The organism is Enterococcus ureasiticus (genome assembly GCF_001730285.1).
Lineage (GTDB): Bacteria > Bacillota > Bacilli > Lactobacillales > Enterococcaceae > Enterococcus_L > Enterococcus_L ureasiticus.
The window spans coordinates 425,330-449,237 of record NZ_MIJZ01000001.1 but is presented as its reverse complement, the minus strand read 5'-3'; the positions used below and the strand labels follow the sequence as shown (position 1 = coordinate 449,237).

25 protein-coding genes are annotated in these 23,908 nt (G+C 36.6%); 22 read left to right on the top strand and 3 right to left on the bottom strand.

Annotated features, from left to right (window positions below; genetic code table 11):
- The first annotated feature begins 15 nt into the window (after positions 1–15).
- From BCR21_RS02110 to BCR21_RS02085, 6 genes are all read left to right on the top strand, one after another.
- The gene (locus tag BCR21_RS02110) at positions 16–396 is read left to right on the top strand and encodes a hypothetical protein (RefSeq protein ID WP_069644868.1); all 381 of its coding nucleotides are present in this window, start codon (positions 16–18) and stop codon (positions 394–396) included.
- A gap of 167 nt (positions 397–563) precedes the next feature.
- The gene (gene guaD, locus BCR21_RS02105) at positions 564–1,940 is read left to right on the top strand and encodes a guanine deaminase (RefSeq protein WP_069644867.1); all 1,377 of its coding nucleotides are present in this window, start codon (positions 564–566) and stop codon (positions 1,938–1,940) included.
- A gap of 1 nt (position 1,941) precedes the next feature.
- Positions 1,942–3,312, top strand: coding sequence for a uracil-xanthine permease family protein (locus BCR21_RS02100; RefSeq protein ID WP_069644866.1), 1,371 nt, complete (start codon positions 1,942–1,944; stop codon positions 3,310–3,312).
- A 193-nt stretch (positions 3,313–3,505) separates the two neighbouring features.
- Entirely contained in the window at positions 3,506–4,483 is a 978-nt protein-coding gene (gene guaC / locus BCR21_RS02095) for a GMP reductase (protein WP_069644865.1), read from the top strand.
- 139 nt (positions 4,484–4,622) lie between these two features.
- Complete coding sequence (locus BCR21_RS02090) at positions 4,623–4,952, top strand: PadR family transcriptional regulator (RefSeq protein WP_069644864.1); 330 nt, start codon at positions 4,623–4,625, stop codon at positions 4,950–4,952.
- Positions 4,952–5,935, top strand: coding sequence for a permease prefix domain 1-containing protein (locus BCR21_RS02085; protein ID WP_069644863.1), 984 nt, complete (start codon positions 4,952–4,954; stop codon positions 5,933–5,935). The genes BCR21_RS02090 and BCR21_RS02085 overlap by 1 nt, the downstream gene beginning before the upstream one ends.
- A gap of 58 nt (positions 5,936–5,993) precedes the next feature.
- On the opposite strand, the gene BCR21_RS02080 is transcribed toward BCR21_RS02085, so the two are convergent.
- A complete protein-coding gene (locus BCR21_RS02080; protein ID WP_069644862.1) occupies positions 5,994–6,542 on the bottom strand; it encodes an ECF transporter S component in 549 nt (182 codons plus the stop codon).
- Between the two features lie 11 nt (positions 6,543–6,553).
- Complete coding sequence (thiD, locus tag BCR21_RS02075; protein WP_069644861.1) at positions 6,554–7,378, bottom strand: bifunctional hydroxymethylpyrimidine kinase/phosphomethylpyrimidine kinase; 825 nt, start codon at positions 7,376–7,378, stop codon at positions 6,554–6,556.
- A gap of 366 nt (positions 7,379–7,744) precedes the next feature.
- Here thiD and BCR21_RS02070 point away from each other — a divergent pair, with 366 nt between their 5' ends.
- The 8 genes from BCR21_RS02070 to thrB all read left to right on the top strand — a co-directional run bounded on the left by BCR21_RS02070 (position 7,745) and on the right by thrB (position 16,416).
- The gene (locus BCR21_RS02070; protein ID WP_069644860.1) at positions 7,745–9,187 is read left to right on the top strand and encodes an aminotransferase-like domain-containing protein; all 1,443 of its coding nucleotides are present in this window, start codon (positions 7,745–7,747) and stop codon (positions 9,185–9,187) included.
- A 29-nt stretch (positions 9,188–9,216) separates the two neighbouring features.
- Entirely contained in the window at positions 9,217–9,942 is a 726-nt protein-coding gene (locus BCR21_RS02065; protein ID WP_069644859.1) for a nitroreductase family protein, read from the top strand.
- A 117-nt stretch (positions 9,943–10,059) separates the two neighbouring features.
- Complete coding sequence (locus tag BCR21_RS02060; protein ID WP_069644858.1) at positions 10,060–11,784, top strand: phospho-sugar mutase; 1,725 nt, start codon at positions 10,060–10,062, stop codon at positions 11,782–11,784.
- 77 nt (positions 11,785–11,861) lie between these two features.
- Positions 11,862–12,638 (top strand): pyrroline-5-carboxylate reductase, encoded by a 777-nt coding sequence (proC, locus tag BCR21_RS02055; protein WP_069644857.1) that lies wholly within the window; start codon positions 11,862–11,864, stop codon positions 12,636–12,638.
- Positions 12,639–12,783: 145 nt separating this feature from the next.
- Complete coding sequence (locus BCR21_RS02050; RefSeq protein WP_069644856.1) at positions 12,784–13,071, top strand: ArsR/SmtB family transcription factor; 288 nt, start codon at positions 12,784–12,786, stop codon at positions 13,069–13,071.
- A gap of 133 nt (positions 13,072–13,204) precedes the next feature.
- Positions 13,205–14,494 carry a homoserine dehydrogenase gene (locus BCR21_RS02045; protein ID WP_069644855.1) on the top strand — a complete coding sequence of 430 codons (1,290 nt, stop codon included), beginning with the start codon at positions 13,205–13,207 and terminating at the stop codon, positions 14,492–14,494.
- 3 nt (positions 14,495–14,497) lie between these two features.
- The gene (gene thrC / locus BCR21_RS02040) at positions 14,498–15,556 is read left to right on the top strand and encodes a threonine synthase (RefSeq protein WP_069644854.1); all 1,059 of its coding nucleotides are present in this window, start codon (positions 14,498–14,500) and stop codon (positions 15,554–15,556) included.
- Positions 15,553–16,416: a homoserine kinase gene (thrB, locus tag BCR21_RS02035; RefSeq protein WP_069644853.1), complete on the top strand. Its 864-nt coding sequence runs from the start codon at positions 15,553–15,555 to the stop codon at positions 16,414–16,416. The genes thrC and thrB overlap by 4 nt, the downstream gene beginning before the upstream one ends.
- A gap of 66 nt (positions 16,417–16,482) precedes the next feature.
- Here the strand turns inward: thrB and BCR21_RS02030 are convergent, their stop codons facing one another.
- A complete protein-coding gene (locus tag BCR21_RS02030) occupies positions 16,483–17,340 on the bottom strand; it encodes a pyruvate, water dikinase regulatory protein (protein WP_069644852.1) in 858 nt (285 codons plus the stop codon).
- Positions 17,341–17,438: 98 nt separating this feature from the next.
- On the opposite strand from BCR21_RS02030, the gene BCR21_RS02025 reads away from it, so the two are divergent.
- From BCR21_RS02025 to era, 8 genes are all read left to right on the top strand, one after another.
- Positions 17,439–17,867: a Fur family transcriptional regulator gene (locus BCR21_RS02025; RefSeq protein WP_069644851.1), complete on the top strand. Its 429-nt coding sequence runs from the start codon at positions 17,439–17,441 to the stop codon at positions 17,865–17,867.
- A gap of 207 nt (positions 17,868–18,074) precedes the next feature.
- Complete coding sequence (gene rpsU / locus BCR21_RS02020) at positions 18,075–18,251, top strand: 30S ribosomal protein S21 (protein ID WP_002356740.1); 177 nt, start codon at positions 18,075–18,077, stop codon at positions 18,249–18,251.
- A gap of 25 nt (positions 18,252–18,276) precedes the next feature.
- Positions 18,277–18,726, top strand: a complete 450-nt coding sequence (locus tag BCR21_RS02015; protein ID WP_069644850.1) for a GatB/YqeY domain-containing protein — start codon at positions 18,277–18,279, stop codon at positions 18,724–18,726.
- Positions 18,727–18,926: 200 nt separating this feature from the next.
- Positions 18,927–19,895: a PhoH family protein gene (locus BCR21_RS02010; protein ID WP_069644849.1), complete on the top strand. Its 969-nt coding sequence runs from the start codon at positions 18,927–18,929 to the stop codon at positions 19,893–19,895.
- Between the two features lie 32 nt (positions 19,896–19,927).
- Entirely contained in the window at positions 19,928–22,126 is a 2,199-nt protein-coding gene (locus BCR21_RS02005; RefSeq protein WP_069644848.1) for an HD family phosphohydrolase, read from the top strand.
- Positions 22,126–22,602: an rRNA maturation RNase YbeY gene (gene ybeY / locus BCR21_RS02000; protein ID WP_069644847.1), complete on the top strand. Its 477-nt coding sequence runs from the start codon at positions 22,126–22,128 to the stop codon at positions 22,600–22,602. The genes BCR21_RS02005 and ybeY overlap by 1 nt, the downstream gene beginning before the upstream one ends.
- Positions 22,580–22,987: a diacylglycerol kinase family protein gene (locus BCR21_RS01995; RefSeq protein WP_069644846.1), complete on the top strand. Its 408-nt coding sequence runs from the start codon at positions 22,580–22,582 to the stop codon at positions 22,985–22,987. Before ybeY ends, BCR21_RS01995 begins: the two co-directional genes overlap by 23 nt.
- 12 nt (positions 22,988–22,999) lie before the next feature.
- A complete protein-coding gene (era, locus tag BCR21_RS01990) occupies positions 23,000–23,902 on the top strand; it encodes a GTPase Era (RefSeq protein ID WP_069644845.1) in 903 nt (300 codons plus the stop codon).
- Positions 23,903–23,908 lie beyond the last annotated feature (6 nt).

Genomic DNA, 23,908 nt, shown 5'->3' with positions numbered 1-23,908 from the left:
AGGAGTCGACCAAAAATGAAAAAAGTTAATCAGTTTTTAGAACAAATTCCAGCACTATTGTCTAGTAAAATTTCGATTTTTATTTATCTATTTCTTTTTTTCTATTTAATTGTTTTTGCTGTTTTAACAATGTGGATTCCTTTATTGAAAAATGTACAGCCATCCGCTAATGTCCAGTTGATTCTAGGAAATTATACGAATGTCTTGAGTGCTTTAGGCGCTTCCTTGGCAGCAGGAAGCGGTACGCTTATCCATCATAGCTTATCGACATTGCACAAAAAACACGATAAAATGCATGATGAACTACAAAAGGCGATTGCTGGGCTTCATGATAAAATCGATCGTCTGGAGGAAGAAAACAAAAAGCTAAATGATAAATCGAATTTTATAAAGTAAAACAAAACATTGTACGTTTTGTTTTACTTTTTTTGTTCTAAATGCATAATCGTTCGTGTTTAGGGTGTTTCGAAATACTTTTTAAGGATGTTTAAAGAAAAAATATAGAATAAATGCGAATTATTATATATAATGTTATTTGTATCGTTATGAGAGGAGCATTTATTTTGTTTAAATTTGTCGTAAAGGGAACAGCATTTTCAAGTATTGATTCAAAAAATGTCAAAGTTTTCGAAAATTGTCTATTTTGTATCTCAGAAACAGGGATGATCAGCGCTATTATTTCTCCTGAAGAAAAAGACTATAAAACCATTATTCAAGAATATTCGGAAAAAAATAAATTTCAAGAATTAGCTCAGGGACAATATATTCTGCCTGGTTTTATTGATCTTCATATCCATGCTCCTCAATGGGCGCAAACTGGAACAGCGCTTGATCTTCCGTTATATGAGTGGCTTAATACGTATACGTTTCCACTAGAAGCCAAATTTTCCGATGAACAATTTGCGGAAAGAGTGTATTCAGACTTAGTTTCACAACTAATAAAAAATGGAACAACAACAGCTTTGTATTTTGCAACAGTTCATCGTAAATCTAGTTTGAGATTAGCAGAAATCTGCAGTGAAAAAGGCCAAAGAGGTTTGGTTGGTAAAGTCGTAATGGACGACCAAGAACAAAATCCTGATTATTATCGAGATGCTACAACGGATGAAGCACTAGCTGAAACAGAATTATTTATTCAAGAGGTACTTGAATTAAACAAGCGAACACCTCAAGGCGTCTATCCAGTTGTAACGCCTCGTTTTATTCCAAGCTGTACTGATAATTCTTTAAAAGGTTTAGGCGCGTTGGCTGCTAAGTATGATGTTCATATCCAATCTCATTGTAGTGAAAGCGATTGGGCCCATTCATTTGTTCAAGAGCGTTTTGGTAAAAACGATGCTTTTGCGTTAAATGATTTTGGTTTACTTACAGAAAAAGCTGTTATGGCACACTGTGGCTTTCTGTCAGATGAAGATATGGATTTATTTGCTAAAAAAGGAACGGCTGTTGCACATTGCCCGATTTCTAATGCGTATTTTGGCAATGCTGTAACACCGATTGCGAGATTGTTAAATGACTTTCAAGTAGAAACGGGGTTAGGCAGCGATATTTCTGGTGGTTTTTCGCCAAGTTTATTTGATAATATTAGACAAGCAGTCATGTCATCCCGAATGTTGGAAGACGGTGTCGATAAAGATTGTTGTAGCGAAAAACGTGGTGTTTCGGGTGCAAGTATTACTTTAAACGAAGCTTTTTATCTAGCAACAGCTGGCGGCGGGGAATCATTGAGTTTACCGATAGGAAAACTAGAAGTTGGCTATGCTTGGGATGTTCAACTTGTCGATAGTAAAAAGTTACCAATTTTTTCGAAAGATGAACCGTTGATGACTATTTTCCAAAAAATTCTTTATTTGTCTCGCCCAGAAAACATTGATGAAGTTTGGATTCAAGGGGAAAAAGTTCACGACAAAAATACGAAAGAAGTAGAGGTGCAAGCATAAAATGGCAGAAGCGCAAGCGAAAACGTCAAAATTAACAGTAGGACCGAATGATGATTTATCAATCGGACAATCAGCTCTTTTAGGAATTCAACATGTTTTAGCGATGGATGTGTATGTGGTGCCGTTTATCATTGCATCACTTATTGGTTTGACAACAAAAGAATCTTCAGCGTTGATCCAATCGACCTTTATAGCGGCTGGGCTTGCTACAATTATTCAATCGTATTTTTGCATGAAACTACCTGTTGCACAAGGTCCATCGTTTATCCCGATCGGGGCGGTTGCTGGTATTTATTTTGCGAATAGTCAAAATGGTAATGGTTGGGGAGCAGTATTAGGTGCAAGTTTGATTGGGGCTGTGTTAGTTATTATTTTAGGCGTAACAGGGATTTTTAATCGTTTGATCAAAGCCTTTGTCCCCCCCATCGTTGGTGGCACGATTATTTTTATTGTGGGTTTATCACTAATGCCTGTTGCATTGAATGATAATGTTTTTATGGCTTCAGGAGATTTAGGTCAAAACATTTTACTTGCAGTAATAGCAGCAGCGTCGCTTGTTTTGTTTGCGATGATCGGATCTCGTTTTCCAGGGAAAGGTCGGATTTTCAGAATTTCTTCTGTTATTTTAGCCTTAGTTATTGGCAGTTTAGCGGCTCATTTTATGGGTGTTCTTGATTTATCTCAAGTTGGAAATGCATCATTAATCAGTGTTCCACAATTAGCATTCGTAAATTTCCATCTTTCGTTTGATTTATCATCAATCATAACAATGGTCATTATTTATGTTGTACTAATGGCTGAAACAACAGGTACCTGGTTTGCAGTCAGTAATGTCTGTGAAGAACCGTTAACGGATGAAAATATCAATAGAGGCGTTATAGGTGAGGGGATTGGTTGTCTTATTTCGTCATTATTAGGGACAACGCCTGTTACAGGTTATTCAACAAATGCCGGAATCATTTCGATCACAGGTGTTGCTAGCAAAAAAGTATTCGTAGCAGCTGGGGCTTGGTTTGTCATTTTTGGTTTATCAGGTAAATTGTCAACGTTGATATCTTCGATTCCTGCTCCTGTGATTGGCGGTGTGTTTGTCATTGTTTGTGGCATTATTTCAATTAGTGGAATTAAAGTGATTAAAGATGTTGAAATAAGTGAAAAAGACATGTATGTGATTGCGATCCCAATGATTTTAACACTCGCATTAACGTTGATTCCTAAAGAGTTTATTCAATCGTTGCCACAATTTTTACAATATCTTTTTGGCTCATCTGTAGCAACAGCATCGATTGCCGCAATTCTTTTAAATCGCTTATTGCCTAACGAAAAAATAGAAGAGCCAATAATTGAACAAAAGGAAATAAAAGCCGTATAAAATAGCAGAAAGATGCCTATTCACTCAAAACACGAACGATGATCTTCACATTGGTATATTTTTCGTTATTTACCTTTGACTTTTGCATATAAATAGTGTAAATTAGCATAGGTGTTCGAAAATGCGAACTATATTCTGTTTAATGTTCGTGTTTTTGCGTGTTTTATTAGAACTTACTAGGAGGCAGTATAGTATGAAAGTTTTTGATTACGAAGATGTCCAGTTGATTCCAAACAAATGTATCGTGAACAGTCGTTCTGAATGTGATACAGTAGTGAAATTAGGGAAACATACTTTTAAAATGCCAGTCGTACCTGCTAACATGCAGACGATTATTGATGAAGAAATTGCGGAATTTTTGGCGAAAAATGATTATTTTTATATCATGCACCGCTTTGATGAAAATGCTCGAATTCCATTTATTGAAAAAATGAACGCTAAAGGTTTGATTACATCTATTAGTGTTGGTGTGAAAGAAGCTGAATATGGTTTTGTAGAAGAATTAGCAGAACGTAATTTGGTACCTGATTATGTAACGATTGATATTGCACATGGTCATTCCAATGCAGTGATCAATATGATCCAACATTTGAAAAAACATTTACCTGATACTTTTGTTATCGCTGGAAATGTCGGGACACCTGAAGCTGTTCGAGAATTAGAAAATGCTGGAGCGGATGCGACAAAAGTCGGAATCGGTCCCGGTAAAGTTTGTATCACGAAAATCAAAACAGGATTTGGAACTGGTGGTTGGCAATTAGCGGCACTACGTTGGTGCGCAAAAGCTGCTAGAAAACCCATTATTGCAGATGGCGGAATTCGTACACCGGGCGATGTCGCAAAATCAGTTCGTTTTGGCGCAACTATGGTGATGATCGGTTCACTATTTGCAGGTCATGAAGAATCTCCAGGTGAAACAAAAGTAGAAAATGGCGTTGTCTATAAAGAATATTTTGGTAGTGCTTCTGAATTTCAAAAAGGTGAAAAGAAAAATGTTGAAGGTAAGAAAATCTGGATTCAACATAAAGGCAGTTTAGCTGATACACTTACAGAAATGCAGCAAGATTTACAATCTTCAATTTCTTATGCGGGTGGTCGTGATCTTGAAGCCATTCGTAAAGTGGATTATGTAATTGTGAAAAATTCAATTTTTAATGGCGATACAATATAATCAAACCTAGAAAAGGAGCGTGTTTTACGCTTCTTTTTTTTATTTTTGATTATTTTTACTTTACCTGTCGTAGTAATAGTGTTATGATTATTACAACGACAGACGTAGTACGTCAGATGAAGTAATTGGAGGTGATTCGATGATTGGCAGTGATGCAATCAGAGGGTATAATGATACATTTATTTTATCTGTATTGCAGGAAGGTGATTCTTATGGTTACGCAATTTCTAAAAGAATCACGGAAATTTCAGAAAATAATTATTCGATTAAGGAAACGACATTGTATTCTGCCTTTAACCGTTTGGAAAAGAATGGATTTATTGAATCTTTTCCAGGACAAATCACACATGGTAAAAAAAGAACTTACTATAAAATCACAATGACTGGCAAAAAATATTTAGAAGAAAAAATAGCAGAATGGATACTAACAAAAAAAGTCGTTGAGCGCTTTATCAAGGAGGAAAAATAATGAAAACTATTCAGGATTATATCGACAGTTTATTTTTAGGAATAGCTGAAACAAGCCAGACAAAACAATTGAAAGAGGATCTACTAGCAAGTGCAGAAGATCGATATGAGGATTTAAAAAAACAAGGGAAATCTGAAAATGAAGCAATCGGAAGTGTGATTTCAGAGTTTGGATCAATTGATGAATTAGTAGAAGAAATGAATATAAAACAAGATTTTATCAATGCAAAAGGGTATGAACTTGATAGCATCTCTTTGGAGGAAACCATTGATTTTATTAAAGTACGTAGAAGAGGAGCTACTTTAATTGGTTTAGGGGTGATGGTTATCCTATTGGGTGTTGCGGCATTATTTGGATTTATGACTTTATATGGTGAGTCCTTGGGTGAAAGCTTCGGGTTATTATTTGTTTTGTTAGGCGCAGCAATCGGTGTTCCTTTATTTATTATTGCAGGTACTAGTATGGCTAATTTTAATAAAAAACTGAATGATCGATTTATTTCAATTCAAGTGAAAAATGAAGTTAAAAAGAGAAAAGAAGCCTTTCAACGTTCATTTATTATTTGTATAGTTATTGGAGTAGCATTATGCATTTTATCTGTGATTCCTTTAGTGGTACTTTCAGAAATATATAATTCAGAGGTTTATGAATTTTTCGGTATTGCGTGTTTATTAGTTCTTGTTTCTTTCGGCGTTTTCTTTTTCATTTTTGGTGGTGTGATCATGGGAAGTTTCACTAAAATGCTTGAACAAACTTATTTTATTTCAGATGAAGGAAAATTAGGACCAAGGGCAAAGGCTGAACGTGACCGTAAAAAACCAGTTTGGTTTCAACTGTTTGAAAAAATTTATTGGCCAATTATTGTTGCAATTTTCTTATACCAAGGATTTCTATTGGGAAATTGGGGTACAAATTGGATTATCTTTCCAATAGCTGGGATCGCTTTTGGCATCCTGGAAAGTATATTTAGTAAAAATGAATAAAAAAGAGAGCGAGGCAAAATGGATATTTCGTTTTGCCTCGCCTTTTTTATACAAATAATTAAAATGATTGTCTTGTAAAGATGATGTTCATTGCTTTTTTTAAAGGGAAATAAACAAGTGTCACAATAACGATGGTTGTCGCTACATTAATGAAAGTAGCAGGTAATTTCGATAAAGCACTAGCGAAAGATACGTTAAAGTCTGCACCTGCAAGAAGCCCCATTACAGTATTTTTTATTTGAGTCATAATGATTTTGGCAATCCCAGTTATAGCAGCAACTACAATGATTTTCCAAATAGCATCGATATTTTGATGGAAAAATAAGATCGTCAATGCTGCTGCACCGCCAACAATAAAGCTTTCTAGAATAAAATAAGGAGCTTCAGCAGCAAAACCATTTAAAACATCAAAAATTGCAAAACCTAGCCCCCCAGCTAGAGCACCTCTTTTGTAGCCAATCAAAAGTACTGCCAGCAGTAAAACTGAATTACCTAAGTGAGCAAAAGCCCCAGTGGGCATAGGAATTTTAATCATTGTTCCAAGAACCGTCAATGCAGCAAATAATCCAACTAATACAATGGATGTCGTTGAGTTTTTTTTATTCATTCTGTCACTCCCTAATTTTCTGTCATTCGGTCTTGCGCATGATTATAAGCTCCATGCCACACATGACCAAGAAAAGGATTGATTTTTTGACCGTTTTTGATTGCTGCGGCTACGAATTTTTTTGCTAGCGACACAGAATCAACAACTGAATAGTCTTTTGCAAGACCTGCAGTAACGGCTGCCGCAAAAGTACAGCCTGCTCCGTGGTTATAATCAGTTGCAAATAGTTCCTCTTCAAAGATCGTAAAATCAGTTCCATCATAAAAGAGATCAATCGCTTTATCCGATTTTAAGCGATGACCGCCTTTGATCACAACGTTTTTAGGACCCAAATCAATGATATTTTTTGCTGCTTCTTTCATTTGCTCAACAGAAGTCAAATCCCCCATTCCAGATAAAATTCCTGCTTCCACTAAGTTTGGTGTTGTTATAGTCGCTTTAGGTAACAGTAAGCGAGTCATTGCTGCTACATTTTCAGGTTGCAACAATTCACTTGTTCCTTTGCAGGCCATTACGGGATCAATTACGATATTGTTCATTTCAAAATTATCAATATAAGCTCGAGTTATTTCGATTGCTTCGATGGTTCCAAGCATTCCTGTTTTCATAGCGTCAAGAGCGCCACCTGCAAAAATAGTTTTTAATTGTTTTTCCACTAAAACAGGCTCAATCGGAGTAACAGTGTGACTCCAGCCTTCATCTGGGTCCATAGTCACAACACTAGTTAAAGCCGAAAAACCAAATGTTCCATACTCCTCAAACGTTTTTAAATCCGCTTGAATACCTGCACCACCACTAGAATCAGAACCAGCAACGGTTAATACTTTTTTTATCATTGTCCAACCTCTATTCGGAAATATTTTGATATATGTATTGTAAAACAAACATAAGTTGACAAAAACAGCCAATTGGGTTATTTTCAGGTCATCCAATTGCTGCGAATCACGGAGAACGAAGTGATCCGATGATGAGCAGTACAAGACGACTGAAAGGAGAGTTGCTCATTAGTTTTGAATCACGGAGAACAAAGTGATCCGATGATGAGCAGTACAAGACGACTGAAAGAAGAGTTGTTACATGCTCTTATCTTTTATTAAGTTTAACCAATTAGCAAGTAAGAACTCCTGATAAGACTATAATAAATACCTATAAAAATCAAAAGAATCACACTCTTCAACAAAATAAATAAGGAGGCAAAAAAAATGTGGTCACTAAAAAAAGAAAAAGGCGTCCCGATATACGTAAGTATCATCGAACTAATTCTCTACTATATAAAAAATGGCGATCTTTTACCAGGTGAACGTTTACCTTCAGAAAGAAAATTAGCTAATTACTTTCAAGTCAATCGTTCCACTGTTGTACATGCATTAGATGAACTTGTTTCTTTAGGCTGGATCATCAGAAAACAAGGTAGCGGAACGATCGTCAACGAAGGGAAGTGGGGGATCAGCACAACACCAAGAACAGACTGGCGTCGTTATCTAGAACAAAATGCCTTTGCTAAAGTCGATCCCTTTACTGAACAAATCGAAAGGCTGATCAAGCAATCGGATGAGCACGTCTTGGATTTATATACAGGAGAATTGCCAATGGATTTGATTCCAAGTTTCTCATTTCCACCATTAACATGGAAACACTTTTTGGAAGAAGAACAGCAAGATGACCTAGGTTATCTGCCCCTAAGGCAATCAATCAGCCGTGAGACTAAAAAAGAATATGGTTTTTCTCTTCCGCCAGAAAGTCTCTTGATCACGTCTGGTGCGCAACAAGCTTTATTTTTAATTTTACAAGTATTGCTGCAATCAGGTGATAGTGTGGCAATCGAAGACCCTTCATTTCTTTATGCACTCCCAATTTTTCAAGCAGCTGGGATCCGTCTTTATGGTGTGAAAATGGATCAAGACGGAATCAACTTGGAGTCTCTTGAAAAAATGATTCGTCAACATCGGGTTAAAATGGTCATGGTCAACCCATCATTCCAAAATCCGACTGGAAAGACGATGTCGATGAAACGCAGAAAAGCATTGGTTGAACTATGTCAAAATTATCAAATTCCAATTTTAGAAGATGATGTTTTCGCTAAACTGAATTTTGTCTCTACAGATCAAATCCCCCCATTAAAAAAATTAGACCCAGAAAATGTTTTGTACATTGGTTCTCTATCAAAAATCCTTGGCTCAACAACCAAAATAGGCTGGTTGAGTGCTCCGACTTCAGTGAATCAACAATTAGCAGAAGCGAGAAAGATGATGGATTTTTCATTAAGTATTTTTCCACAACTTTTGGCTAATTTAGCCTTAACAGATAAAGATTTTTCCAACAAAATAGCTCATCTAAAGCAAACAGTAGAACAAAGAGGTAAAGCCGTTTTCGATGTGTTAGATGAAACGAACGAATGGGATGTAAGTATGCCTAAAGGGGGCTTTTATATATGGGCAAAATGGACACATGGAAATCTTCGGCCAAAAGATTGGGCAGTCTTTTTACAAGAAGGCTTACTGATTGCACCAAGTTTCTTCTTTAGTGAAAATCAAGACAGCATTCGGATTAATTTCACCAGAGTTGATGGGAAAAATTTGCTGATTTTTAAAGAAAAATTGCTGGAAGTCACGAAAAAAATAGCTTTTGATTCCAAATCATTATGATAAAATAAGAATAAATGGAGGGAATCAATATGAATAAAACAATTGAGATATTGAAAAATCGACGCAGTTATCGTGATTTTGACGAGAATCATGTTATAACCAAAGAGGACCTGCAGGAGATATTAGATGCGGCTCGGCAAGCCCCAAGTTGGATGAATGGCCAATTTTACAGTATTATCGTTATTCAGGAAAAGAAGCTTCGTGAACAATTAGTCAAGTGGAATCCTGGTAACCCCCATATGCTAAAAAGCTCTGTCTTTTTACTATTTATCGGAGATCTTCACCGTACGAAGATGGTCAGCACAGCTCATGAAAGCGTATATCCTATCAATGAAAGTATTGAGCCGATTCTTTTAGCTACGACTGATGCTGCTTTGGCGCTTGAAAATGCTGTGATTGCTACTGAAAGTTTAGGATTAGGCTCAGTGGTGGTTGGAAGTATCCGTAAAAATGGAAAAGAAATCAGCCAATTATTGGAGCTACCAGAGTATACGTTTCCGTTATTCGGGTTGAGCTTTGGAAAGCCAACCGTTGAGATGAAAGTCAAACCACGTTTGCCTGAGCCGGCTGTTGTTCATTATGATCGCTACCATCCATATGCATATACATTGATCGAACAATATAATCAAACAATGGAAGCATTTGGGGAAGCAAGAGAGACGAAACGTTGGAGTCAAAAATTTTCAGATTATTTTGCAACAGAACCAATAATACTGACAGAGCAATTGTTAAAATTTCAACATCTACTTAAGTAATAGTTGAAATTGGTTTTTAGAGGATATTTTTTTGCAGTCCATTACTTTCTTCTAAAGCGCTAGAATGATATACTTACTAATGGGTAACAATATAAATGATAAAAAGAGGTGCTAAACATGTCTTGGGAACAAGTCTATGAACAGTGGATAAATGAAGAAAATATACCAGAAAATTTAAAAAAAGAATTGATCGATTTGAAAGGAAATCCTGAAAAATGTGAGGATGCTTTTTATGCACCTTTAGAGTTTGGAACGGCTGGTATGCGTGGTATTTTAGGTGCCGGAATCAATCGGATGAATATTTTTACGATCCGTCAAGCAACTGAAGGATTGGCTCGTTTTATGGATGCTGAAGGACCTGAGGCAAAACGACGGGGAGTTGCAATTGCTTACGACTCTCGTCATATGTCACCAGAGTTTGCAATGGAAGCGGCAAAAACATTAGCACAACATGATATTCCTGCTTTTGTTTTTGAAAGTTTACGCCCAACGCCTGAGCTGTCTTTTGCAGTTCGCCACTTAAATGCATTTTCAGGAATCATGATCACAGCATCTCATAATCCAGCAGCGTACAACGGCTATAAAGTCTACGGCGCAGATGGTGGACAAATGCCACCGGCAGATGCTGATGCTTTGACTAAATATGTTCGTGAAATTGAAAACCCATTAAAGGTTGAAGTCTTAACCGATGATCAAGCAAAAACGAGTAATTTGATTACAATCATTGGTGAAGAGGTCGATACTGCGTACTTGAAAGAGGTTAAAAAAGTTACGATCAACCAAGAATTGATCAATGACATGGGTAAAGAATTAAAATTGGTTTATACGCCATTACATGGCACTGGGAAAATGCTAGGTGAAAAAGCTTTGAAACAAGCTGGGTTTGAAAAATTTGTACTTGTTCCAGAACAGGCGATTGCTGATCCTGATTTTACAACGGTCAAATCACCAAATCCAGAAGAGCACTCGGCTTTTGAATATGCTATCCGTCTAGGAGAAAAAGAAGATGCTGACCTATTGATCGCGACAGATCCTGATGCTGACCGTTTAGGTGCTGCAGTTCGTTTACCAGATGGTAGTTATCAAGTTTTAACAGGTAATCAATTAGGATCGATCATGATTCAATATATTCTAGAGGCGCATAAACAAGCAGGAACTTTACCAGAAAATGCTGTTGTCTTGAAATCTATCGTGTCCAGTGAATTAGCAACTGCAATCGCAGCGAAATACAACACAAAAATGGTGGATGTCTTAACAGGATTTAAGTTTATTGCAGAAAAAATCGAACAATATGAAGAAGATCATTCTCAAACCTTTATGTTTGGCTTTGAAGAGAGTTATGGTTATTTAGTAAAATCCTTCGTTCGTGATAAAGATGCGATCCAAGCACTTGTTTTATTGGCGGAAGTTGCGGCTTTTTACAAGAAACAAGGAAAAACACTTTATGATGGTTTACAAGACATTTTCAAAGAGTATGGTTATTTTGAAGAAAAAACAATTTCAGTAACCTTGAGTGGAATTGAAGGCAGCGAAAAAATTAAAGCGCTAATGAAAAAATTCCGTGAAGAAGCACCTACTTCATTTGCAAATATCAACGTAACGCAAACGGAAGATTTCAAAGAATTAACAAAAACATCCGCAGATGGAAAAGTTGAAGCGTTGACGACTCCGCCGTCAGATGTGTTAAAATATTTCTTGGAAGATGGTAGCTGGATTGCGATCCGTCCATCTGGAACTGAACCCAAGATTAAATTTTATTTGGCAACGAAGGCTGATTCTCAATTAGAAGCTGATCAAAAAATCAAGAATTTTGAGCAAGCAGTTAACGCATTAACTGAATAAAATGAATGGGACTGAAAAAACTGGAGAGAAGTTTTATTTCAGTCCCTTGATTTTTACTATTATAAGGAGTGGTAGACATGAATATTGGATTTATCGGCGCCGGTCACATGGGCAGTGCGATGATTGAAGGCCTGTTAAAAGCTAAAACAGTAGTACCAGAGAATTTGTTCGTCAAAGGTGGTTCAAGCGGTACCGCTGAAGCACTGCAAGAGAAACTTGGATTCAAATTGATCAAAGACTATGCTGCTTTAAAAGAATGCCAAGTGATTTTTATAGCTACAGGAGCTAAAATCGTTTTAGAGATTTTAAAACAAGCAGCGCCGAATATAACTAAAGACACAATTCTTATTTCGGTTGCGACAGGACATACTGTAGAAGAAGCCCAAGCTATTTTAGGCAAAGAAATCCATGTTGTTCATGCTATTCCTAACACGCCTGTCAGTGTCAATGCTGGAATGATCGGTGCAGTTTTTGCAGATGATATGCCAGTTGAATCAAAAGCTGAAGCGACCCGTGTATTGGAATCTTTGGGGAAAGTTGAAGAAGTTAGCGAAAATATTCTAGGTACATTTGGTACGGTTGCTGGATGCAGCCCAGCCTTTGTTGATATATTCATGGAAGCATTAGCGGATGGTGCCGTGTTAGAAGGCATGCCTCGTGCTCTTTCATATGAAATCATTGCACAAATGATGTTAGGATCTGCCAAACTTGCGATTGAGACTAAAAAACATCCAGGAGAGCTAAAAGATGGTGTCACATCTCCAGGAGGCAGCACGATTAAAGGTGTTACAGCTTTAGAAAAAAATGGATTTAGATTTGCTGTGATCGATGCAGTTAAACAAGCGAACAGCTAAGAAAAAATAAATTTTTGAAAGACAAGTAGGATGTTGTTTTATCCTAGTTGTCTTTTTTTAATCCTGTACGAAAGAAAAATTCTATCCTCTTTTGAAAAAAGTTTGCTATAATAAGCGAGAGGAAAATAAGAAGGGAAGCTCAGCGATGAAAGAAATAGATGAAATTCAAAAAGTAAGTCAATTATACAAAGTGTTGAGTGATCCAACTAGATTACGAATTTTACTTCTGTTAAAAAAAGGAGAGCTAAATGTAACAGCAATCGGAGACCAGCTTTCAATGGAACAGTCAGCTGTTTCACATCAATTAAAACTATTACGAGACAGCCATGTAGTAAGATCCAGACGCGAAGGAAAAACAATTTATTATACACTTGACGACCACCATGTTATTGATATTCTTAATCAAACCTTTGAACATATCAAACACCAATAACTCACCTTTTCTAGGATTCCCATGGGAAATTCAAAGAAAAGGGTAGTTTTTTTTACGTCAGTTGGGTATACTAGAAACATGTTTTATTAGAAGAAAATGAAATGTTTCTAATTTTATAGTTGGAGGAAGAAGAATGAAGGAAAAATTGAAAATTGGTTTGCTTGGACTAGGTACAGTTGGATCTGGTGTACCAACAATTTTACAAGAACATCAAGAGAAAATTTCACAAGTGACAGGAATGGAAATCACTATTTCAAAAGCTTTAGTACGTGATGAAGAAGAAAAAAGACGTCTGGCTGAGAAATTTGATATTCAGCTCACAACAAAGATCGAGGATATTATCAATGATGATGAAATCAAGATTATTGTAGAATTAATAGGAAAAGTGGAACCAGCAAAAACCTTCATTACCAAAGCGCTAGAAAATGGGAAACATATTGTAACAGCAAACAAAGATCTTTTGGCTCAACATGGCAGTGAGCTTGTAGCTTTAGCTCAAAAGAATGATTGTGATTTATATTATGAAGCAAGTGTTGCCGGTGGTATTCCTATTTTACGCACAATTGCCAATAGTTTAGCTGCTGACAATATCCAAAAGGTGTTAGGAATCGTCAATGGAACGACAAATTATATGCTGACACAGATGGTTTCTGAGAAAAAGTCATATGATCAAGCATTAAAAGAAGCCCAAGAGTTAGGATTTGCTGAATCTGATCCAACGAATGATGTGGATGGTATTGATGCAGCCTATAAAATGGTTATTTTAAGCCAGTTTGCTTTTGGGATGAACATTCGATTGGATCAAGTGGATACGCGAGGTATTCGTGGTCTGTCTTTAGATGATGTTGAAATGGCTGCTCAATTAGGCTATGAAGTGAAGCTGATCGGTTCTTCTGAAAATCAAGAGGGCAGTATTGCGGTTGAAGTTGGCCCAATGCTTGTGGCTAAATCGCATCCAATCGCTTCGGTTCGTAATGAATTTAATGCAGTTTTTATCGAAAGCGCAGGTGTTGGTGAGTCAATGTATTATGGGCCAGGTGCAGGTGCTAAGCCAACTGCAACAAGTGTCGTTAGTGATATCATCACAATTGCTAAAAATATCCGTTTAGGAACGACAGGACATATGTTTAATTCCTATCAACATGATACTAAACTAGCAGCAGATGAAACAATTTCTGGAAAGTACTATTTCTCAATCGAAGTGCCGGATCGACATGGTCAAATTTTGAAGTTAACTCAGATAATGACTGAAGCAAATGTTAGTTTTGATCAATTAGTTCAGCAGAAATCTGACGGCACTCGAGCTAGAATCGTGGCAATCACACATACAATTACCAAAGAACAAATGAAGCAAGTGACAAAAGAAATCGAATCAACAGATGGATTCGAACTATTAAATACATTTAAAGTATTGGAGGATTAATCAATGTATGAAGGATTATTAAAACAATATAAGGAATATTTACCAATCACAGATAATACACCAATGATTTCATTGGCCGAAGGAAACACACCATTAATTCCACTGCACAGTTTGTCAAAGGAATTAGGCATCAATTTATATGGAAAATATGAAGGCCTGAATCCGACTGGATCATTCAAAGACCGCGGAATGGTTATGGCTGTTGCTAAAGCTGTTGAAGAAGGCGCAAAAGCAATTGTTTGTGCGTCAACAGGAAATACAAGTGCAGCAGCAGCTGCTTATGCTACAAGAGCAGGTGTTAAAGCCTATGTGGTTATTCCTGATGGCAAAATCGCAATGGGCAAACTCGCACAAGCAATTATTTATGGTGCGGATATCATCTCGATTCCAGGTAATTTTGATGAAGCGTTGAAAGCTGTTCGTGATATTGCTGAAACAGAAGCTGTAGCACTAGTTAATTCGGTGAATCCATATCGCTTAGAAGGTCAAAAGACAGCAGCTTTTGAAGTTTGCGAACAACTTGGACAAGCACCAGATGTTTTAGCAATTCCAGTTGGAAATGCTGGGAATATCTCTGCATACTGGAAAGGCTTTAAAGAATGGCATGATAAAAAAGGAACACTTTTACCACGAATGCATGGTTTTGAAGCAGAAGGAGCTGCAGCAATAGTGAAAGGTGAAGTAATCGAACAACCTGAGACAATTGCGACAGCGATCCGTATTGGAAATCCAGCTAGTTGGACATTAGCCGAAGCTGCCCGTGATGAATCGAAGGGGCATATCGATTCAGTAACAGATGAAGAAATTCTGAATGCTTACCGGAAAGTTGCTGCACAAGATGGTGTATTTGTTGAACCAGGCTCAGCCGCTTCTTTAGCAGGTGTAATCCAACATGTGAAAAATGGAAAAATCAAACCAGGTGAAACGGTCGTAGCTGTTTTCACTGGTAATGGATTGAAAGATCCTGATACCGCAATCAATGCAACGGATGTAAAAATCTCTAAAATGAGTGATTTAGAAGAAATGCGGTTGCATTTACGTAATGGAGTGTCAGAACTATGAAAATAAGAATTCCCGCAACCAGTGCAAATCTAGGGCCGGGTTTTGACTCATGTGGTATTGCCTTGTCGCAATATCTTAATATCGAAGTTTTGGAAAATACTAAAGAGTGGAAAATTATACACTCTTTAGGGAGTGACATCCCGACAGATGCTACAAATCTATTAATTCAAACAGCACTAAAATTAGCTCCTGATCTTTCACCAAAAGTGTTGAAAATGACGTCAGATATTCCTTTAGCTAGAGGTTTAGGGAGTAGTTCTAGTGTAATTGTTGGTGGCATTGAACTTGCCAATCGACTAGGGAATTTGAATTTATCTCAAAAGGATAAAGTACAGATAGCTACTGAGATTGAAGGACATCCAGACAATATTGCTCCAGCTATATGCGGAGATTTTGTTGTTGCGAGCTATGTTGATGGTGAAGTTCACTCTGTGAAACATCATTTTCCAATGTGTGATGTGATTGCTTATATTCCAGATGTTCATCTATTGACGTCTGAAAGCCGAAGTGTACTTCCGACTTCGATTCCTTATAAAGAAGCTGTTCAAGCAAGTTCAATCGCAAACGTAATGATTGCTGCAATTTTGAATGGTAATTTGCCTTTGGCTGGCTTAATGATGGAGAAAGATCGCTGGCATGAAGCATATCGAAAAAAACTAGTTCCACATTTAGATGAAATCCGAGCTCTTAGTCATAAGATCGGAGCTTATGGCGCATTTTTAAGCGGAGCTGGTCCAACAGTATTGATTTTGTCTCCTGAGGAAAAAACAGACCAAATGGTTCAAGAACTAGAAAAATTGCCTCAATCAGCTACAATCAATGTGTTATCGATAGACAAAGAAGGTATCCAAGTGTTTTAAAAAAACTAAGAGCAGTGAGGTTGTTTTTTTACCTCATACTAATGCTCTTAGTTTTTTATTTATCTATTAGGCTTCAGGCGATTCTGTTGCATAATAACTATGATCTTCCAAATTTAAAGCATTCAAAATCATTGAAGCTGTTTCTTCAATCGATAAGGAAGCTACATTGATAACCACACAACCTAGTTTTTCATATAAATCATTTGCAAATGTTAATTCTTTTCTGATTTTTTCAATATCTGAATAAGAAGTATCAGCTGGTAGTCCATAAGTTCTCATTCGTTCTTTACGGATACCGTTTAAGATATCGGGATCATTTGTCAGTCCCACGATTTTTTTAGGATTAGTTTCCCATAATTGTTTTGGCAAATGAGCTTCTGGAATCAAAGGTAAGTTTGCCACTTTCAAATTTTTATTTGCTAAAAATAAACTAAGGGGTGTTTTTGATGTTCTAGAGACCCCTAATAAGAGTACATCTGCTTCCAAGAAACCTCTTGGATCTTTACCGTCGTCATATTTTACGGCGAATTCCATTGCTTCGATTCGTTTAAAGTAATTCTCATTCAAATGATGTAGGGCGCCAGGTTCTCTAGTAGGTGCAACACCAGTCAGTCGCTCAATTTCAGCTACTGGGGGTGTTAAAATATCAAAGTGATATAAATTATGCTTTTCAAAAAAATCATTCGCAATCTTCACTAAACGATCATTTACGATTGTGTGTAAAACCATGGCATTTTCACGTTTTGCATCTTCAAGTGCTTTTCTAAGTTTATCTTCTTCTTTAGCAAATGTTCGTCTAAATAACGAAAAGTCGATAGTAGGGTATTGAGCCATAGAAGCTGCTGCTAATTTCGAAGCTGTTTCGCCTGCTGAATCAGAAATGACGAAGATCGTCACACATTTTTTTTGTTCATTCATTGTCATAGTATGATTCCTTTCTTGCTTTTTTTATAGATTTATTATACCATACCTTCATGAATCTTATTCGTAATGATTTTGATTTAAGAACTGGAGGTTATCAAATGACACAGTCAAATTCTAAAGTAGAGCAGTCCCTAGCGGTGATGAAAAAGAACGGCTTGAAATATACAAAAAAAAGAGAAGCGATGATCACCTATCTAATTAGGAGAAATCGTTATATTTCTGCAAGAGAAGTGTATGAATTTATGAATCAAGAATATAAAGGGGTGAGCTACGATACTATTTACCGAAACCTACATGATTTTGAAACCTTTGATCTGTTAGAAACAACTGATTTTAACGGAGAAAAAAAGTTTCGCTTTCATTGTTGTCAGGAAGTAGGACATCACCATCATTTTATATGCACCGTTTGCGGAAAAACAAAAGAAATTCACATGTGCCCGATGGACTTTTTCAAAGAACAATTAAGTGGATGTGAAATTGAAGGACACCGATTTGAGATTTTTGGTCGATGTGAGGAGTGCAGATGATCGTTTTTTTCAGAAAAAATCATGAATATTACATATGTGTGTAAAACTTTACTCATTTTGGTACTTTTTTATGCATTTTTTCAATACAATGGTTGACGTTAAAATAACCATTCGATATAATGTATTAAGAACGGTATTTTATTTATGTTAAATAACTCATAAATATAAAAAACGGTTACTTTTTAAGCTCGGAGGGAGGGAATTAACATGTCAAAAACTGTCGTTCGTAAAAACGAATCTCTTGACGATGCTCTTCGTCGCTTCAAACGTTCCGTTTCAAAAGCGGGTACTTTACAAGAATCTCGTAAACGTGAATTCTACGAAAAACCAAGTGTAAAGCGTAAGAAAAAATCTGAAGCAGCTAGAAAACGTAAAAAATTCTAGTTTTCGATGAATTGGAGTTGGTTGTATGTCATTACTAACAACATTGAATGACGATATAAAGACAGCAATGAAGTCAAAAGATAAAGATACTTTATCCGTACTTCGTATGCTGAAAGCAGCCATTCAAAATGAGCAGATTAAAACTGGCCGTGATTTGGACGGAGAAGAAGAGTTAACAGTTTTATCTCGTGAGATGAAACAACGCAGAGACTCTTTATCAGAGTTTGAAAAAGCGGGACGTGACGATCTTGCTGACAAAGTAAAAATCGAAATCGCAATTGTTGAAAAATATATGCCAAAACAACTTTCAGATGAAGAAATTCGTCAGATTGTTCAAACGGCAATTGATCAGACCGGAGCGTCTTCACCAAAGGAATTTGGTAAAGTTATGAGTGCTGTAATGCCTGAAGTAAAAGGTAAAGCAGACGGCAATCAGGTCAATACAATTGTAAAAGAATTATTACAAGAGAATTAGTCAAAGTGAAAAAACCAACGGATTTCCGTTGGTTTTTTTGTCCAAAAAAACAGATAAAGAACTGGGGATAATATATAGAGACATTTAACTTTCTGTGAAGAAAGAAAAACAAGTCTCTAGTTTTAGTCCACTCTCTTTTTAATAAATAAATATTATGGTATGATTGTAAAGAATGAAAAAATAAAGGAGATGGGCATTTTTTGACAGAAAATCAGTCAATATCTTTAGAATTGAAATTAAATGATTCTGATGATGTGAGTATGCTTTTAGGAACCCATGACAAACATATAAAATATTTAGAAGAAAATGCAGCAGTAACGATCAACACACGGGGTGAGACGATTCAATTGCTTGGTGAAGAATCTGAGGTCCAATTGATTGCTTCTGTTCTGCGCACGCTACAAGTGCTGATTCAACGCGGCATCAAAATCAGTACGCCAGATGTTGTCTCTGCTTTGAAAATGGCAAAAAGTGGCGATTTGGATGTCTTTGTGACAATGTATGAAGAAGAAATCCTAAAAGATCACCATGGTAGAGCGATTCGGATCAAAAATATTGGACAAAAACGATATATCGATGCTGTACGTAAACGCGATATTATTTTTGGAATAGGTCCAGCTGGAACGGGAAAAACTTTTTTAGCTGTGGTTATGGCTATATCAGCTCTAAAAAAAGGGGAAGTCCAAAAAATCATTTTAACTCGTCCAGCTGTTGAAGCAGGAGAAAGTCTAGGCTTTTTACCAGGTGATTTAAAAGAAAAAGTCGATCCTTATCTACGCCCTGTTTATGATGCGTTGTATCAAGTTTTTGGTATGGATCATACGAACCGTTTGATGGAACGTGGTGTAATCGAAATTGCGCCATTAGCATATATGAGAGGTCGGACATTGGATGATGCTTTCGTCATTCTTGATGAAGCACAAAATACAACTGTCGCTCAAATGAAGATGTTTTTAACAAGATTAGGTTTTAATTCAAGAATGATCGTCAATGGCGATACAAGCCAGATCGACTTACCTAAAGGCGTTGCTAGCGGCTTGATTCATGCAGAAAAAACATTACAGTCCATCGATAAAATTGCGTTTGTTCATTTTGATGCTGGAGATGTTGTGAGGCATCCCGTTGTTGCTCAAATTATTCGAGCGTATGAAAAAGAAAGCCAAAAATAGTTTAAAACCCGCGGAAAGGAGTGAAAATTCCGTTGAAATACTCGTTACTAAAATTACGCGATAAATTAGGGAAGGCTTATATCCCTATACTTGTACTAATTTTTTCATGTTTTTTATTTATCATTATGTTCGGTAGTGTGTATCAGAAAAGAGTGGAAATAAAAGAAGGTCAGCTTGCTGAAAATACGATTCGAGCGAATAAAAACGTTGAAAATACCTACGAAACAGGGCAAAAGAAAAAATTGGCTGCGGAAGCTGTTACGCCTGAATATATTTATCAGGAAGAAACAGCGGATATCCAGCATAAACGAATTGAAAAACTGTTTAAGTTGATTGTTAACGCAAATGAAAAGACAGAAAAAGATTATGAAGAGAAAAAAGCGAAGGCTAAAAAAGATGAGACGATTCCGAGTCCAACGATAGAAGAAAGAATTGCCAATTTAAAAGCTCAATTTGAATCGTTGGATCAAGACGAAGTCGCTTTTTATCAAAAATTTCCAAATGTATTTTATCAAAATATATTTTCATTAGATGACAATCAAATTCAGCAAGTAAAAACTGAAAGCTTAAAAATCGTAGATGAAAAAATGAAAGATCATGTTCGAGAAGCTGATCTGGATAATATTCGTCAAAGTGCAATTGAAAAAATCCAATTCCTTGATGTTACTAGTACAATGCAGCAAGAAATTCGTTATATTGTAAATCAAGGGATCGTGGCGAATGATTTTGCCAACGATAAAAAGACAAAAGAAATGCGCCAAAATGCAATGGATGCTGTTCCGCCTTCTATGATCTATCAAGGGGAAATTATCGTTCGTGAAGGGACGCAAATCGACAGTAAAGCGATGGAAAAACTTGAAATATTAGGTATGACCAATCAAAGCACTTCGTTATTTCCAATGGCGGCCTTAGCTTTAGCAATCGTTTTGCAAGTATTCGTTTTATTATTCTTCACAAAACAAGTGACAGAAGAAGGTAGACGTAGACATTTTATTTTGTTCTATGTAGGTGCAATGTCTTTAAGTGTCGTATTGATGAAGTTCTTCCAAATTTTCCAAACCGAACAAATGATGTATATTTCATTGTTTTTCCCGGCAGCATTTACACCTCTTGTGTTAAATTATTTTGTAAGTCGAAGAGCTGGGGTTTTAGCAGCTGTTTTCCAAGTAATATTTTCACTATTTGTGTTTTATAATTCTATAGGAACTAACTCGTTAACGATTATTTTAGTGAGTTATATGTTTTCTGGCCTATTAGCAACAGTAGTCAAACGCACGCGAATAGGTGAACAAGGATTAGTTGCTGTTTTTTGGGTCATTATTTTCCCTGTTTGCGTAGACTTTATTTTGATGGTTTATCAAGGGATGAGCTTTTTTGACGGTAAATCATGGACAATGATGATCTGTGCTTTAGCTGGAACTGTATTGTCTTTCCTTGCCACAATGGGACTTCATCCGTATATTGAATTGCTTGTAACGGATGATAGTGTGATTGTTTTAAATGAACTAAGTAACCCCAATCATCCTTTGTTGAAACAACTACTTGAAGAAGCGCCAGGGACGTATCACCACAGTATGATGGTGGCAAGCTTAAGTGCAAATGCAGTAGCTGAAATCGGAGGTCGTTCATTACTAACACGAGTTGCTTGTTATTATCATGATATTGGTAAAATCAAACATGCGAACTTCTTTGTTGAGAACTTACCAGCCGGGGCTGAAAATCCGCATAATTTCTTGTTGCCAGAAGACAGTAAACAAATTATTTTTGGACATGTCATTGATGGTGCTAAAATATTAGAAGACTATCATATGCCTGAAATGGTGATTGAGATTTGTCGTCAGCATCATGGTACGACTTTAATGAAGTTTTTCTTTGTGAAAGCAAAAGAACGAAACCCAGATATTTCTGAAGCGGATTTCAGATATCCAGGTCCTAAACCTCAAACTAGAGAAGCGGGAATCGTTAGTATTGCTGATACATGTGAGGCTGCGGTTCGTGCGATGGATCATCCAACGAACGAGAAAATCCAAGCTTTTGTTCATAATGTTATTCAAGATCGGATTGCAGATGGACAACTGGATGATTGTGGTTTAACGATGAAAGAAATTCGGATCATCGAGAAGTCTCTAGTCAATGGGTTATGTAGTACATTCCATTCTAGAATCAAATATCCAAAAATGAAATCCGAAGCAGAAGAAATGAAAGACGAACAAGAAAAGAGAGATGACTAATGGATATTTCATTCATTGATGAAACAAGTAATTTATCAAAAGAAAATTTGGAAGAAGTAGAAAGTCTGCTGCAGTTTGCAGCTGATTTTCTAAAAATATCTGAAGATACTGAAATGTCCGTGTCCTTTATGGATAACGCAGGTATTCAGGTGATAAATAGAGACTACCGTGGAAAAGATGTACCCACAGACGTTATCAGCTTTGCTTTGGAAGAAGAAGGCGAAGATGAACTGCCGATTATTTTTGAAGATGCAGCAGACGCTTTTCCTAGGAACCTTGGAGATATCATGATATCGACTGAACGAGCGGCAGAACAAGCAGCAGAATATGGTCATTCTTTTGAACGTGAGTTAGGTTTTTTGGCTGTGCATGGTTTTTTACATTTAAATGGTTACGATCATATGGAACCTGATGATGAGAAAGAAATGTTTGGTTTACAGAAAGAGATCTTAGATGCCTATGGACTCAAAAGATAAGCGGACAGCGAAGAATAAACATTTTATAGCCTCATTGGAATTTGCTCTTCAAGGGATCAAGACGGTATTTAAGGAAGAGCGTAACATGCGGACACATACTCTAATGGGGATTGCGGCGATCATTGTTGGCTTTGTTTTACGATTAGTGATCTCAGAATGGTTGTGGTTGTTACTTGCAATCTTTCTTGTATTAGTGATGGAGATTATTAATACAGTGTTTGAAAATGTGGTTGATATGGTGACTGATTTTCATTTCCATCCAATTGGTAAGAAAATCAAAGATATGGCTGCAGGCGCAGTTCTTTTAACGACAGGATTTGCTGTGGTTGTTGGAGTGCTGTTGTTTGTCCCAAAAATTTGGCAGATACTACAAGATTTTTTATAGAGGAGAGAAACCATGACAGACGTACACAAATCCGGATTCGTAGCGATCGTAGGAAGACCTAATGTGGGTAAATCTACATTGCTGAACCGAATTGTCGGACAAAAAATTGCGATTATGAGTGATAAAGCTCAAACAACTAGAAATAAGATACAAGGTATTTATACAGTTCCAGAAGCACAAATCGTTTTTATTGATACACCTGGTATTCACAAGCCGAAACATCGTTTAGGTGATTTTATGGTTGAAACAGCTTATAGCGCATTACGTGAAGTGGATGCAACGCTATTCATGATCAGTGCGGATCAAAAAAGAGGTAAAGGCGATGATTTCATCATTGAACGTCTTAAAACAATGACTAGCCCTGTTTATCTCGTGATCAATAAAATCGATACGGTTCATCCGGATCAGCTTTTGGGAATCATTGAAGATTATGCAAGCCAAATGGAATTTGCAGAAGTTGTGCCGATTTCAGCTACTGAAGGGAATAATGTGGATCGTTTGATGAATGTTTTAGTTGATCAAATGCCGGAAGGGCCACAGTATTTTCCAGATGATCAAGTAACGGATCACCCTGAATATTTTATTGTATCTGAATTAGTTCGTGAAAAAGTATTATTGCTTACAAGAGATGAAATTCCTCATTCAGTTGCCGTTGTAGTTGATTCAATGAAACGTGATGAGAATGATAAAGTACGCATTCAAGCAACAATCATCGTGGAACGTGATAGCCAAAAAGGGATCATTATTGGTAAGGGCGGCAAGATGCTCAAACAAATCGGAACAAAAGCTAGACAAGATATTGAACATTTACTGGATGATAAAGTTTACTTAGAACTTTGGGTAAAAGTACAAAAAGACTGGCGTGATAAAAAAGTTCATTTACAAGACTTTGGTTATCGCAAAGACGATTATTAATGAGAA